Here is a 13,330-nt window from a genome sequence, read left to right on the forward strand (position 1 = left end):
GTTCAGGCGTTGCGGGCGTTCTGGGCGAAGTCGAGCACGCCGTCGGGGTCGTACTTCTTGACCACCTTCCTCAGCCGGGTCAGGTTCTTGCCCCAGTAGGCGCTGCCCCAGTCGTTCTGGCCGGCGTTCAGGTAGTTCACGTACGAGCCGGGGCCGGTGAGCGGGGTCAGGGCCTTCTGCACGGCGAGCACGGCCGGGTCGCCGGTGGCGCTGGAGGTGTAGATCTGCACCGAGGCCAGGGCCTTGCGGTGCACGAAGGCGGTGTCGGTGGGGGAGAGGTCGGCCACCTCGCCGCCCAGGGAGTCCAGCAGCAGGACCAGCCCACGCCGGGCGGCCATGAGGTCGGTGACCTGCTGGGCCTGGGCGGTGCTGAGCGTGCCCTTGAGCACGCGCGAGGCGGCGCGGAACTTCTCCCGGCCGGTGTTCTTGCCCGCGAAGTGCTGCATGGCCCCGAGATAGGTGTAGCTCTTGACTGTCCTGGCCGTGGGGTCGGTGCCGACGGCGGCGATCAGGGTGCTCAGGTGCGGGGGCAGTTTGGACGGGGTGCCCACGAAGGTGCCCACGATCCGGTTGCGTGGGGACGGGTCGGTGGCGGTGCCGCTGTTGATGTGGCAGACCGAGGAGATCGCCTTGGGGGCGGTCTCGATCCACTGGCTCCAGGCGCTGAGCGCGGCCGGGGTGGCCGGGGTGGGGAAGGTCAGTGAGAACACGGTGACGGTGGGCGCGGCGACGGTGGCGAAGGTCAGGTCGGTGACCACCCCGCCCTGGCCGCCGCCCCCGCCGCGCAGGGCCCAGAACAGGTCGGCGTTGCGCTTGGCGTCGGCCCGCAGCAGTTCCCCGCCGGCGGTGACGACGTGCGCGGAGGTGAGGTGGTCGCAGGTCAGGCCGTAGGGGCGGGACAGCACGCCGATGCCGCCGCCGAGGGTGAGCCCGGCGATGCCCACGCTGGGGCAGGATCCCCCGGGCAGTGCGCGGCCCCGCGCGGCCAGCGCGGCGTAGACCTCGGACAGGCGGGCGCCCGCTCCGATCTGGACGGTTCCGTCGTCCTTGAACGTGATCTTGTTGGCCCGGCTCACGTCGATCACCAGGCCGCCGTCGGGCGTGGAGTAGCCGGCGTAGCTGTGGCCGCCGGAGCGTGAAGCGATCGGGATGCCGTGCCCGGCCGCGCGGGTCAGGCAGCGTTTGATGTCGGTGCGGCCGTTGACCATGGCGATGGCTGCCGGGGTGCGGGGGCCGAGGGCGCTGTTGTACGGCAGCGCGGCCTGCGCATAGGCCGGGTCGCCCGGTAGGTAGAGCGAACCGTCGAGGGCCTTGCGCAGGCCGGGCCAGTCGACGTTGCCCGCGCCCCGCAGGCCGCCGGCGAGTGCTGCGCTCGAGCCACCGGCGATGGTGAGGGCGGCTGCGCCCCCCAGGGAGAACAGGTTGCGTCTGCTCAGGCCCTTGCCGCTGTGGGGTGCTGTGGTCATCAGGCCCTCCTCCGTCCGTGCTCGTGCGGTGCTTTCCCGCCGGTGATCATTTTGGATGCAGGCGGGACCGGAAAAGTTCGCCCCTTCTGCTCCGGGGTGCGGTCCCGGTTCCCGGTGCTGATCTTCACCCGGACCGGTACAGCTCCGGCCGCCGGGCGAACACCGGTCCGGTTGCGGCCGATGGGGTACCGGTGATCGGGCTGCCCTCGCGTGGACGTGTGCGCACGCCAGGACTCCCACTCGCGCTCGGTCCCTCGTGGACGGCCCTCGTCGTCGCCGGTGGCCTGGCGGTGCTGGCGGCTCCGGTGTGCACCCTGCTGGTGCCGGCCGTCATGCCGGGCAGTCTGCTGGCCCAGCTGGGATACCTGATCTCGGTCGGGTTCTCGGCGGTGTTCCTGTGCGTGGCCGCGTTCCGTGTGCCGCGCGAGCACCGGCGGCCCTGGACGATCCTGATGTGGATGATGGCGCTGTCCCTGGTCGCTGAGACGTGGACCGCAGTGCTGGAGATCAGAGGCGACGAGCAGTGGCCCACCGGCGCCGACGTCTTGTTCATCGCCGGTTACGTGATGATGGGGTGCGCGGTCATGGCCCTGGTCCGCCAGCGCAACGACCGCCCGGCCTTCGGCAGCCTGCTGGACGCCGGGATCGTGACCACCGGTGTGGGTGTGCTGGCGCTGGTGTTCGTGATCGGGCCGGCAGCGGCCGACTCCACCCAGTCGGTGGCGGCCCGGGTGGTGGGAAGCGCGTACCCGCTGATCGACGTACTGATCACGTTCCTGGTGGCACGGATCCTGATCGGTTCACGACGCGACGCTGCGCTCTGGTGGGTAGCGGCCGGGCTCGTGGCCTCGCTGGTGGCCGACACCCTGCAGAACGTGATGGTCCTGACCTCCTCGAGCGCGCAGTCCCCTTCCTACATGAACCTGTTGTGGGCCTTCTACTACGCCACTCTCGGCCTGGCGGCGGTGTTCGCCCGCTCGGGGTCCGGGGCGCCGGCCGAGCCGCAGCCGCAGACCGGCCTGACCATGCTGCGGCTGGTGGTGCTGGCGGTCGGGGCCGCCACCCCGGCGATCGTGCAGGTGGTGCTGGCCGCGCTGGGCCGCCCGGAGAACGGTGCGCAGCTGGGCGCGGGCTCGCTGCTGCTGCTGGTGATGGTGCTGGCCCGGATCTGGGACCTGCTGCACCAGGTGCGTGAGCAGTCCGACCAGATGGCCGAGATGGCCCGCACCGACCCGCTCACCGGGGTGGCCAACCGGCGTTCCTGGGACTTCGAGCTGGAGCGCGCGCGGGTGGCCTCGGCCCGGATGGGCGCCGTGCTGCTGGTGGCGTTGCTGGACCTGGACCACTTCAAGAAGTACAACGACGAGCACGGTCACCAGGCCGGGGACGACCTGCTGCGCCAGGCCGCCCAGGCGTGGAGCCGGCGGGTGGAACCGGGTGGGCTGATCGCGCGGTGGGGCGGCGAGGAGTTCGCGGTCGCCCTGCACAGCGCCGACCGGGCCCGGGGGCTGCAGATGGTGCACGCTCTGCGGGAGCTGGTGCCGTACGGGCAGACCTGCTCGATCGGCGTCGCGGAATGGGACGGCACCGAGGACATGGTGACGTTGCTGAAGCGGGCCGACGACGCCCTGTACCAGGCCAAACGCTCCGGCCGGGACCGGGTCGTGCCGGCGGCCGCCGATGCCGGACGTCACACCCGGGCCAGCGCATGAGGCCGGCCATGCTCGCGGCCGGGCTCGGGGTCCTGGTCCTGGCTCTGTTCCCGGGGGACTCCCCGGCGATGTCGGTCGCCTACACCGTCTCGGTCGCCCTCAGCTCGCTGTTCCTGCTGTTGGCGGTGCGGCAGGTGCCGGCCCCGCGGCGGCGCCCCTGGAACTGGCTGCTGGTCAGTGTGGGCCTGTGCGTCGCGGGCGAGGTGCTGGTCCTGGTGATGACCCTGCGCGGGACGAACCGGTGGCCGTCCCCGGCGGACATCCTGTTCGTGCTCTCGTACCTCGCCCTGGCCTGGGGTGTGCGCGGTCTGCACCGTCAGGACAACAGCCGCCGGGCCTCAGCCGCGCGGCTCGACGCCGGCATCGTGGCGACCGGCGTCGGAGTGCTCTGCCTGGTGCACTTCGTCCTGCCCGTAGCCGCCGACTCCGCCCAGCCGGTCGCCACCCGCCTGGCCGGCGCCGTGTACCCGCTGATCGACGTGCTGCTGCTGTTCATCGTCGTACGCACCCTCCTGGGCGCACGCAGGCTGGGACCGGCCCTGGCCTGGGTGGTCGCCTCACTGACCGCCACCCTGAGCGCCGACGCCGGCCAGATCGCCGAGCAGGGTGCGGGCGGGCGCGACGGGTCGGGCTGGATGAACGTCGTCTGGGCCGCTTCGTACCTCTTCCTGGGCCTGGCCGCAGCCAGCGCCCAACGCCCGGAGAAGGCCGGCGCCGCCCCCGAGGGGCAGACGGCCGAGCTGTCCCTGCCCCGCCTGGCCATCCTGGCGCTCGCCGCCGGTCTGCCCTCGGGGGTGCTGACCGTGCGGGCGCTGAACGGCCGTTACGACGACTCGGTGCTGCTCGGGCTGGGGTCGATCGTCCTGCTCGCCATGGTCGTGGGCCGCGTCCGCGACCTGCTGCGCCAGCTGCGCCGGCAGTCCGAGCAACTGGCCCGCATGGCCCGCACCGATCCCCTCACCGAGATCGCCAACCGCCGCTCGTGGGACTTCGACCTGGACCGGGCGATGGAACACAGCCGCCAGAGCGGGCGGCTGCTGGTGGCGCTGCTGGACCTGGACCACTTCAAGGAGTTCAACGACGCCCGCGGTCACCAGGCCGGTGACGACCTGCTGAAGGAGGCGGCCCGGGCCTGGAGCCTGCAGCTGGGGCCGCACAGCCGGATCGCCCGGTGGGGCGGGGAGGAGTTCGCCGTCCTGATCACCTGCGCGGACCTCGACGCCGGCCAGGCCACCCTGGAGCGACTGCGTGCGCTGGTGCCCTTCGGCCAGACCGCCTCGGTCGGAGCTGCTGTCTGGGACGGCCGCGAGGACGCCACCTCGCTGCTGCACCGCGCCGACGACGCCCTGTACGAGGCCAAACGGGCTGGTCGTGACCGTCTGGTGCTCGCCGGTACTCACTCGTCGGCCGGGGCGGAGTAGGCCGAACCGGTGGAGCGTCACCGTCTGTCGCGGCTAGGGCGGCGGCGCGCCGACCGTGCAGACCATGGACCGGGAGGCTGAGCGACCCACGCACCTACTGGGCGTGCTCGCCGTCGCGGCCGTGCCGGTCGCCGCGGTCCCCGCGCCGGGCACCCTCACCTCCGCAGTCCTGTACCTGGCGTCGGTGTCGTTGTCGCTGCTGTTCATCTCGCGGCTCGTCGGCCAGGTCCCGGCCCACCGCCGGCGCGGCTGGCGCCTGGTGCAGCTGTCGCTGGGGGTCTCGCTGCTGGGGGAGGTGCTGTTCAAGACCTGGCAGCACCACGACCACACGGTCTACCCCACCCCGGGTGACCCCTTCTACCTCCTGTCCTACCTGCCCCTGGCCGCGGGCCTGCTGGAACTGAACCGACGGCGTGGCGGGCACTTCCGGCTCGGCGACCGCCTGGACGTGCTGATCGTGACCGCCAGTGCCGCCTGCTTGGCGCTGGTGTTCCTGGTCCTGCCGGTCATGCGCGACGACCACCTCGGCCTGGCCGGGCAGGCGGTGTCCTCGGCCTACCCCCTGATGGACGTGCTGATGGTCTTCGCCGCGGTGCGGATGCTCATCGACGGCGGGCGGCGCACCCCCACCCTGTGGCTGCTGGTCACCGGTCTGAGCTGCCTGCTGGCCGGGGACGTGGCCCAGCAGCTGGCCGGGGCCGACACCGACTCGGTGCTGTTCCCCCGCTGGGTCAACAGCCTGTGGCTCATGTCGTACCTCGGCCTGGCCCTGGCGATCGCCCCGGCTGCGCGCCCCGGCTACCTGCCACCGCAGCCCTCGCCGGGGCAGTCACCGATGACGGTGACCCGGCTGGCGTGCATGACCCTGGCCGCGGCCCTTCCCCCCACGCTGCTGATCGCCGAAGCCGGCCGGGCCGAGGTAGGGGAGCAGGTCCTGCTCAGCATCGGCACGGTGGTGCTGGTCGCCCTGCTCATGCTGCGCTTCTGGGACCTGCACCGTCAGCTCGAGCAGCACCGGCGCGCGATGGGTGAACTGGCGGCCACCGACGGGCTGACCGGTCGTGCCGGTCCGGCGGGCCTGGGACCTGCAGGTACGGGCCGGCCTCGAGCACGCCCGCCGGACCGGCACGACCGTGCTGCTGGCGGTGCTGGATGTGGACCACTTCAAGCGGTACAACGACGCCCGCGGGCACGCGGCCGGTGACGCGCTGCTGCAGCAGGCGGCCGCCGCCTGGCAGGAACGCATCGGCTCGGCCGGGCTGCTGGCCCGCTGGGGCGGCGAGGAGTTCGTGGCCCTGCTGCACTGCCCCGACACCGACACCGACACCGACACCGACACCGACGCCGGTCACGGCCTGCAGGTGCTGGACGGGCTGCGCGCCCTGGTGCCGCACGGGCAGACCTGCTCGATCGGCGTGGCCCGCTGGGACGGCGAGGAGGACGACGCAGCCTGCCTGCGGCGTGCCGACCGGGCCCTGTACGAGGCCAAGCACCAGGGCCGCGACCGCCTCGTGGCAGCAGAGCAGGTCCAGGTCCGTTCGTGAGCCCGAGCCTGAGCACGGCGTCGTGACGGCCAGGGCGATACGTGGCTCGTGAGAGGGTTGGGCGGTGATTGCAACTATTGACGCCGGCCTGGACGACCGTAGCGGCCGGAGAGTCACGCTGCGGGCAGTGAGCGACGAGAACTGGCGTGCCGTGGCCGATGTCGTGCCCCGCGACGACCAGCGCGACTGGGTGGCCGAGTCAGCCGCCCGATACCTGCTGCTGAGCCTGCGCGAAGGTCTCTGGCACTCGCTGGCCGTGTACGCCGGTGACGACGTGGTCGGCCACATCATGCACGCCTTCGACGAGGAGGACGGCTGCAACTGGATCGGCGGGATGCTCGTCGACGCCGCCGAGCAGGGCCACGGAGTGGGCCGGGCCGCGCTGGGGACCCTGGTCAGCTACCTGCAGGACCAGCCCGACGCCCCGGCGATCCGGCTGTCGGTGCACGACGACAACGCGCCGGCGCGCAAGCTCTACGCCTCGGCCGGTTTCGCCGAGCTGTCCAAGGACGAGGACGGTGACTGGACCTGCGAACTGCGCACCGGACCAGCGGGCGGCGAACCTGGGGGAGAGCAGGCCTGAGCGCGAACGGGCACCGTCCGCCACCCGGCGAACCGGCCCAATCGGACTAGGCTTCGCAGCGTCCGTGGATCCGAGCGTCTGGGGATGCTGATGCGCGCGGTGCGCTACGCCAGGTACGGCGGGCCCGAGGTGCTGTCCGTCGAGCCGGTGCCCATCCCCCTGCCCGGCCCCACCCAGGTGCGTATCCGGGTGGCCGCCACCAGCGTCAACGCGGCCGACGTGAACGTCCGCAGCGGCTCGGTGAAACTGCTCAGCGGCCGGAAGTTCCCCAAGGGCACGGGAATCGACGCGGTCGGCGAGATCGAGGCGGCGGGCGCCGACGTCAGCTCCCTGAGCGTCGGGCAGCGGGTCTGGGCGGTGACCTGCGACGGCCGGGCCTTCGGCGCTGCCCTGGGCTCGGCCGCCGAGTCGGCTGTCTTCGAGGCCTCCCACGTCACGCCCGCCCCCGCCGGGGTGGACGATCTCGGGGCGGCGGCCACGGTCATGCCCGCCACCATGGCCGTGCGCACGCTGGGCGGCGCCACCCGCCTCCTGGCCGGCGAACGGGTGCTGGTGCGCGGAGCCACCGGGGCCGTCGGCGCGGCCGTGGTGCAGCTGGCCAACGCGCTCGGCGGGCACGTGGTCGCCCTGGCCAGCGCGGCCAACGCTGACCTGGCCCAGTCGCTGGGCGCAGCCGAGGTGTTCGACTACGCGACGACCAGGCCCGGTGACATCCGCCCGGTGGACGTGGTGGTCGACACCGCGGGGCCAGGTCTGCTGGCCTGGCGTCGGCGCCTGACCCCCGGCGGGCGGATGGTCTCGGTCGTCGCCTCGCCCCGCGCCCTGGCCGGAGCGGCCGCCGGCTCGGTGATCGGCCTGATCAGCGGCTCCCGCGTGCGGACCCTCGTGGCCCAGCCGCCGCAGGAGGCCATCGCCGAGGCGGCCCGGCACGTGCAGGAGAAGTCGATCCGCCCGGTCATCGACTCGGTGTACCCGTTCGAGCAGGCCCCGGCCGCGCACCGCGCGTTCGAGGGCGGGGGACTGCGCGGCCGCGTCCTGCTCACCCCCTGAGGTCCGCCGGGGGAGGGGGCGCCGGCAGGTTGCAGCACGCGCTCCAACGGCACCTGCTCGCTGGCCAATGCGGTGGACTCCCTCGTCAGAGGCACACGACCCCCCAGCGGCAGTTGCTCCTCCCGGCGGTTGCTCGCTGCCGCCGGAGATGGCCAGGGAATTGAAGGGAAATGTTCCGCAACTAGTGATAACAGGCCGTTGCAGATGAAAAGAGTCAGACAGACAGCCCGGCAAGGAAAGAAGGACGAATCCGTTGACCTTGGGGTTCAGGTCGAGACGCAACAATTGAGTCGCGCCGATGAGCCCGCCTCCACCAAACTCCTCTGGATCCAGCCGGGCACGGAAAGGGTTGAGTATGAGCAGATTCCTGGTCACAGGCTCCACCGGGCACCTGGGGGAGGGGCTGGTTCGTACGCTTCTGGCTGCGGGGCACGAGGTTGTCGGCCTGGATGTCGCCGCGGGAGAACACACGCAGATCCAGGGCTCGATCGTCGATGCCGCATTCGTAGCCTCGGCCGTGGAGGGTGTGGACCACGTGCTGCACACCGCGACCCTGCACAAGCCCCACGTCGGGTCGCACACCCGGCAGGACTTCGTGGACGTGAACGTGACCGGCACGCTGAACGTCCTCGAGGCCGCCGCGCGAGCCGGTGTGCGCAGTGTCGTCTTCACCAGCAGCACGAGTACTTTCGGCCGGGCGATGACTCCGGCGGCGGGAGAGCCGGCGGCCTGGATCGACGAGGACGTGGTTCCCCGGGTGAAGAACATCTACGGGGCCACGAAGGTCGCGGCGGAAGACCTGTGCGAGCTGGCTGCGCGTGATCTGGGGCTGCCGGTGGTGGTGCTGAAGACGTCGCGGTTCTTCCCTGAGGCCGACGACCGCGACGACATGCGTTCCTCGTTCGCCGACCTGAACCTCAAGGTCAACGAGTTCCTCTACCGCCGGGTGGATCTGGCCGACGTGGTCGACGCCCACATCCTGGCGGCACAGAAGGCGCCGGAGCTGGGTTTCGCTCGGTACGTGATCAGCGCCCCTACCCCGTTCACCCGTGACCAAGCCGCGCAGCTCGCGCTCGAGGCGCCCACGATCGTCCGTAAGCTCTTCCCCGACATCATGGCCAGGTACGACGAGGCCGGCTGGAGCATGTTCCCGGCGCTGGACCGGGTGTATGACAGTGCCCGCGCGCAGGCCGAGCTGGGCTGGCGTCCTTCGGCGACCTTCGACCGGGTGGCCCGGCAGGCGCTGGACACCGGCGAGTGGCGCAGCGAGCTCGCGCTGAAAGTCGGCTGGAAGGGCTATCATTCCGAGCCGACCGGCGTGTACACCTCCTGAAGCCGAGCTGTGTGACCGACTGGGCCACCCCCGTCCTCAATTTGATAACAGGCTTTGCTGCGGATTTCTGAACTGACACCCGAGAACCTGGCCCGGGCGGACCAGGTTCTCGGGTCGGATCAGGAGGTGACGACCTTGGCGTCGCTGATGTACTGCGCGAGCTTGGTCATGTAGTCGGTCTGGGAGACGTAGTCCAGGCCGGGGCTGGTGAAGGGCTCGATCTGGCCGGCCTCGAACGCGGGGGTCTGGGCGATGGTCGGCTGCTTGAGGATCTCTTCCTCGGTGTAGCCGTCCTTCTGCAGCAGAATCAGGTCGCCGCCGATCTTGCCGGCGTTCTCCCAGGAGTAGATGCCCCAGTAGTAGCCCTCGGGTTCGGGCTCGAAGAACTTCACGCCGAGTTCCTTGTACAGCTGGGTGATCGGCTCGTCGTCGGGCTTCATCACGTAGGCGCCGTCGGCGTCGCCGTACATCGCGGTGACGGTGACGTCGGAGGCCTTGGCGACCTCGGTGAGCTTGGCCGCGGCGGCGTCGTAGGCGCTCTTGGTCTCGGCGAGCTTGTCCTCGGGGGCGCCGAGGGCGGTGGCCAGGCCGGTGATGGAGGCCATCACGTCGGAGCCCTTGCCGCCCATCTTGATCGCGACGATGGGGGCGATCTTCTCGATGGTCTCCTGCTGGGCCTTGTCGTTGAACCCGTACAGCGGCTGGGACTCGTCGATCGTGCCCTTGGCGTCGGTCGGGTACACGGTGGTGACGATGAGTTCGGGGGCGGCCTCGATCAGCTTCTCCTCGTCGATCTCGCCGTAGGTGGCGCCGAGGGTGGTGATCCCGGAGATGTCCTTGCCCTCGAAGCGGGGGTCCTTGTCCACGGTGGCCCAGCCGAAGGTGGCGACCGGCTTGACGCCGTAGTTCATCAGCGAGGAGAGCGGGTCGATCAGGCCGGCGACGCGGGTGGGGCGCTGGTCGAGCTCGACGGTGTGGCCGAGGTCGTCGGTGAAGCTCCAGGGGCCCTCGGCGGCGGCGACGCCGGCCTCGTCGTTGCTGCTGTCGGTGTCACTGCCGCAGCCGGCGAGCGCGAGGGTGGCGACGACGGCGAGGAGACCGGCGGCGAGGCGGTTGATTTTCATGCGGGACCTTCTGTGTTGTTGGTGAGGGGTTTGTGGACGTCGGTGAGGACGTCGGGGGCCACGGCGGTTTCGGGGGTGTCGGCTTCGGGGACGACCAGGGGTGTGCCGGTGGCCGGGTCGGGGACGACGCGGGCGTGCAGGTCGAAGGCGGTGAGCAGGTTCGCGGGGGTCAGGACGTCGGTGGGGGTGCCGTCGGCGACGACGCTTCCGCGGTGCAGGACGACCATGCGGTCGCTGTAGCGGGCTGCGAGGGAGAGGTCGTGCAGGACCATCACGACGGTGGTGTTGGTCTCGGTGTTGATCCGGCGGACCAGGCGCAGGACTGACAGCTGGTGGGTGAGGTCGAGGTAGGTGGTGGGTTCGTCGAGCAGGAGGGTGCCGGCCTGCTGGGCGATGACCAGGGCGATCCAGACGCGTTGGCGTTGTCCGCCGGAGAGGGCGGCGACGTCGCGGTCGGCGACGTCGCTCAGGCCGGTCTCGGCGAGTGCCTGTTCGACGATCTGGGCGTCGTCGGGTGACCAGGGGCGGGCCCAGGTCTGGTGGGGGTTGCGGCCGCGCATGACGAGGTCGCGCACGCTGATTCCGGCGGGGGCGGTGGGGCTCTGGGGCAGGATGGCGAGGCGGCGGGCGACGTCTTTGGTGGAGAGGGAGCTGATCGGGGTTCCCTCGAGGAAGACTTGTCCGGCGGTGGGTTTGAGGATGCGGCCGAGGGTTTTGAGCAGGGTGGATTTTCCGCTGCCGTTGGCGCCGACGAAGGTGGTGATCTGGCCGGATTCGATGGTGAGGTTGAGGCCGTCGATGACGGGTCGGGTGTCGCGGGTGTCGCGGGTGTCGTAGGTGACCTTGAGGTCCTTGGCCTGCAGGACGGGTGTGCTCACCGGGCGACCTCTTTGCGTTGGTGGATCAGGAGCCAGATCAGGTAGGGGGCGCCGATCACGGTGGTGAGGAGGCCGACGGGGATCTGGTAGGGGAACAGGGTGCGGGCGGCCAGGTCGGCGCCGGTGACCAGGGCCGCGCCGAGCAGTCCGGCCAGGATGATCGGGGGGCGGGTGGCGGCGCTGAGGCGTAGGGCGATCTGGGGGACGACGAAGGCGACGAAGCCGATCGGGCCGGCGGCGGCGACGGCGGCTCCGGTGAGGACGACGGCCAGGGCGATGACGAGCAGGCGGTGGCGTTGGACGGCGAGGCCTACGCCGGTGGCGGTCTCGTCGCCGAGCTGGGCGATGGCCAGGGAGGAGGAGCAGGCCACGGCCAGGGGGGTGGCGATCGCGGTGACGGTGAGCAGGGGCCAGATGCTGGTCCAGGTGGAGCCGGTGAGGCTGCCGACCAGCCAGGCGGCGGCGCGGGCGGCGTCGGTGATCTGGCTGCGCACCAGCAGGTAGCTGGTCAGGGCGGTGAGGACGGAGCCGACGCCGATGCCGACGAGGATCAGGCGGTAGCTGTCGATGCCGTCGCGCCAGCCGAGTCCGTAGACCAGGGCGGAGGCGGTGAGGGCGCCGATGGTGGCGGCGAGGGGGATGCCGCTGCCCAGGAGTGCGTCGGAGACGGTGTAGGAGCCGCCGCCGATGAGGATGGCGGCGACGGCGCCGGTGGAGGCGCCGGCGGTGACGCCGATGACGTCGGGGGTGGCCAGGGGGTTGTTGGTGAAGGCCTGGGTGAGGGCGCCGGCGGTGCCGAGGGCGAGGCCGACGAGGGCGCCGGTGACGACGCGGGGCAGGCGCAGGTCGAAGACGATGAGGTTCTGCTGGTGGGTGCCGTTGCCCAGGAGGGTGCTGACGACCTCGGCGGGGGCCAGGCGGAACGATCCGGCGCCGATGGCCAGGACGATCAGGGCCAGCAGGAGGACGAGGGCGGCCAGGCAAGCGGTCAGGGCGCGGGGGCGCCAGGGCACGCCGAGGGGGCCGGCGGTGACGCCCTGTCGGGTGTGGATTTTCGGGGTGTTCACAGGGCTACCAGTGATCGGCGTCGGGCGACGTGGACGAAGAAGGGGCCGCCGATGACGGCCAGGACGATGCCGACGCCGACTTCGCCGACGCCGCCGATGAGGCGGCCGACGACGTCGGCGCTCAGGACGAGGGCGATGCCGAGCAGGGCGCTGGCGGGTACGACGTAGCGGTGTCCGCTGCCGACGAGGGCGCGGGCGAGGTGGGGGACGACCAGGCCGACGAAGCCGAGGGGGCCGGCGGCGGCGGTCGCGGCGGCGGTGAGCAGGGTGATCGCGGCCAGGCCGGTGAGGCGGGCGGTGCGGATGTTCTGGCCGAGGCCCTGGGCCATCTCGGTGCCGAGGCTGAGGTTGTCGAGGGCGCGGGTGTTGAGCAGGGCCAGGACCAGGCCGGCGGCGGCGAAGGGCAGGACGGCGTAGGCGGTGGCCAGTTCGCGTCCGGACAGGGAGCCGACGACCCACAGCCGGTAGGCGCCGAGGGCGTCGCGGTCGGACAGGACCATGAAGGAGGTGAGGGCCTCGAGCAGGGCGGAGACGGCGGTGCCGGCCAGGGCCAGGGGCAGGGGGCTGGCGGTTCCGCTGCCGGCGGCGGTGATGGTGAAGACGGCGATGCTGGCCAGGAGGGCGCCGGCCAGGGCGAAGAGGACGTCGAAGCTGGTGCTGGTGACGCCGAGCAGGTAGACGCCGACGACCACGGCCAGGCCGGCGCCGGCGGAGACGCCGAAGATGCCGGGGTCGGCGAGGGGGTTGCGGGTGTGGCCCTGCATCAGGGCTCCGGCCACGCCCAGGCAGACGCCGACGATCACGCCGACCACGGTGCGGGGGATGCGCACGCCGTAGACGATGGCGTGCAGTTCGCTGGTGCCGCCGTGCAGGAGGGTGTCGATCACCTGGCCGGGGCTCAGGCGGCTGCTGCCGAACATGAGGCTGGCGCCGACGGCGAGCAGGGCGAGCGCGGTCATGACGGCCAGGGCGGTCAGGGCGCTGAGGCGTCGGGTGGTCCGGGTGGTCGGGGTTCCGGTCGGTGGGGGCGCCGGTGACCGGAGGGGTGGGGCGGCAGTCACGAGGGGGCAGCTTAGGCTAGCCTCACCTTAGGTTGTCGAGGGGGCCTGCTGATCTTGCACGGATCGGCGTAATGGGGGGTCGTGGCGGTCT

The 13,330-nt window shown here is 71.7% G+C and carries 12 protein-coding genes; 7 read left to right on the forward strand and 5 right to left on the reverse strand.

The features are described 5' to 3' along the window. Positions 1-2: 2 nt before the first annotated feature. Entirely contained in the window at positions 3-1,466 is a 1,464-nt protein-coding gene (locus QSK18_RS17065) for an FAD-binding oxidoreductase (RefSeq protein WP_285620273.1), read from the reverse strand. Between the two features lie 218 nt (positions 1,467-1,684). On the opposite strand from QSK18_RS17065, the gene QSK18_RS17070 reads away from it, so the two are divergent. From QSK18_RS17070 to QSK18_RS17100, 7 genes are all read left to right on the forward strand, one after another. Then, on the forward strand, positions 1,685-3,178 hold the full coding sequence (locus tag QSK18_RS17070) for a GGDEF domain-containing protein (RefSeq protein ID WP_285620275.1): 1,494 nt from the start codon (positions 1,685-1,687) through the stop codon (positions 3,176-3,178). Between the two features lie 8 nt (positions 3,179-3,186). After that, positions 3,187-4,599, forward strand: a complete 1,413-nt coding sequence (locus QSK18_RS17075) for a GGDEF domain-containing protein (RefSeq protein WP_285620277.1) — start codon at positions 3,187-3,189, stop codon at positions 4,597-4,599. A gap of 64 nt (positions 4,600-4,663) precedes the next feature. After that, positions 4,664-5,803, forward strand: coding sequence for a hypothetical protein (locus QSK18_RS17080; protein ID WP_285620279.1), 1,140 nt, complete (start codon positions 4,664-4,666; stop codon positions 5,801-5,803). Continuing rightward, a complete protein-coding gene (locus tag QSK18_RS17085) occupies positions 5,685-6,143 on the forward strand; it encodes a GGDEF domain-containing protein (protein ID WP_285620801.1) in 459 nt (152 codons plus the stop codon). Before QSK18_RS17080 ends, QSK18_RS17085 begins: the two co-directional genes overlap by 119 nt. A gap of 127 nt (positions 6,144-6,270) precedes the next feature. After that, positions 6,271-6,726, forward strand: coding sequence for a GNAT family N-acetyltransferase (locus QSK18_RS17090; protein ID WP_285620281.1), 456 nt, complete (start codon positions 6,271-6,273; stop codon positions 6,724-6,726). Between the two features lie 84 nt (positions 6,727-6,810). Further along, a complete protein-coding gene (locus QSK18_RS17095; protein WP_285620283.1) occupies positions 6,811-7,776 on the forward strand; it encodes an NADP-dependent oxidoreductase in 966 nt (321 codons plus the stop codon). Between the two features lie 349 nt (positions 7,777-8,125). Beyond that, a complete protein-coding gene (locus QSK18_RS17100; protein WP_352396572.1) occupies positions 8,126-9,109 on the forward strand; it encodes an NAD-dependent epimerase/dehydratase family protein in 984 nt (327 codons plus the stop codon). Between the two features lie 119 nt (positions 9,110-9,228). On the opposite strand, the gene QSK18_RS17105 is transcribed toward QSK18_RS17100, so the two are convergent. From QSK18_RS17105 to QSK18_RS17120, 4 genes are read right to left on the reverse strand one after another with little or no spacing between them, the layout of a single operon-like run. Beyond that, positions 9,229-10,233: an ABC transporter substrate-binding protein gene (locus QSK18_RS17105; RefSeq protein ID WP_285620286.1), complete on the reverse strand. Its 1,005-nt coding sequence runs from the start codon at positions 10,231-10,233 to the stop codon at positions 9,229-9,231. Continuing rightward, positions 10,230-11,111 carry an ABC transporter ATP-binding protein gene (locus QSK18_RS17110; protein WP_285620289.1) on the reverse strand — a complete coding sequence of 294 codons (882 nt, stop codon included), beginning with the start codon at positions 11,109-11,111 and terminating at the stop codon, positions 10,230-10,232. Before QSK18_RS17110 ends, QSK18_RS17105 begins: the two co-directional genes overlap by 4 nt. Further along, complete coding sequence (locus tag QSK18_RS17115) at positions 11,108-12,178, reverse strand: FecCD family ABC transporter permease (RefSeq protein ID WP_285620291.1); 1,071 nt, start codon at positions 12,176-12,178, stop codon at positions 11,108-11,110. The genes QSK18_RS17110 and QSK18_RS17115 overlap by 4 nt, the downstream gene beginning before the upstream one ends. After that, positions 12,175-13,239, reverse strand: coding sequence for a FecCD family ABC transporter permease (locus QSK18_RS17120; protein ID WP_285620293.1), 1,065 nt, complete (start codon positions 13,237-13,239; stop codon positions 12,175-12,177). Before QSK18_RS17120 ends, QSK18_RS17115 begins: the two co-directional genes overlap by 4 nt. Positions 13,240-13,330: the final 91 nt, after the last annotated feature.

The organism is Kineosporia sp. NBRC 101677 (genome assembly GCF_030269265.1).
Classification (GTDB): domain Bacteria; phylum Actinomycetota; class Actinomycetes; order Actinomycetales; family Kineosporiaceae; genus Kineosporia; species Kineosporia rhizophila.

Coding starts and splice junctions, on each gene's coding strand:
- QSK18_RS17105 (WP_285620286.1), bottom strand. CDS start 10,233: ATGAAAATCAACCGCCTCGCCGCCGGTCTCCTCGCCGTCGTCGCCACC.
- QSK18_RS17095 (WP_285620283.1), top strand. CDS start 6,811: ATGCTGATGCGCGCGGTGCGCTACGCCAGGTACGGCGGGCCCGAGGTG.
- QSK18_RS17080 (WP_285620279.1), top strand. CDS start 4,664: ATGGACCGGGAGGCTGAGCGACCCACGCACCTACTGGGCGTGCTCGCC.
- QSK18_RS17075 (WP_285620277.1), top strand. CDS start 3,187: ATGCTCGCGGCCGGGCTCGGGGTCCTGGTCCTGGCTCTGTTCCCGGGG.
- QSK18_RS17065 (WP_285620273.1), bottom strand. CDS start 1,466: ATGACCACAGCACCCCACAGCGGCAAGGGCCTGAGCAGACGCAACCTG.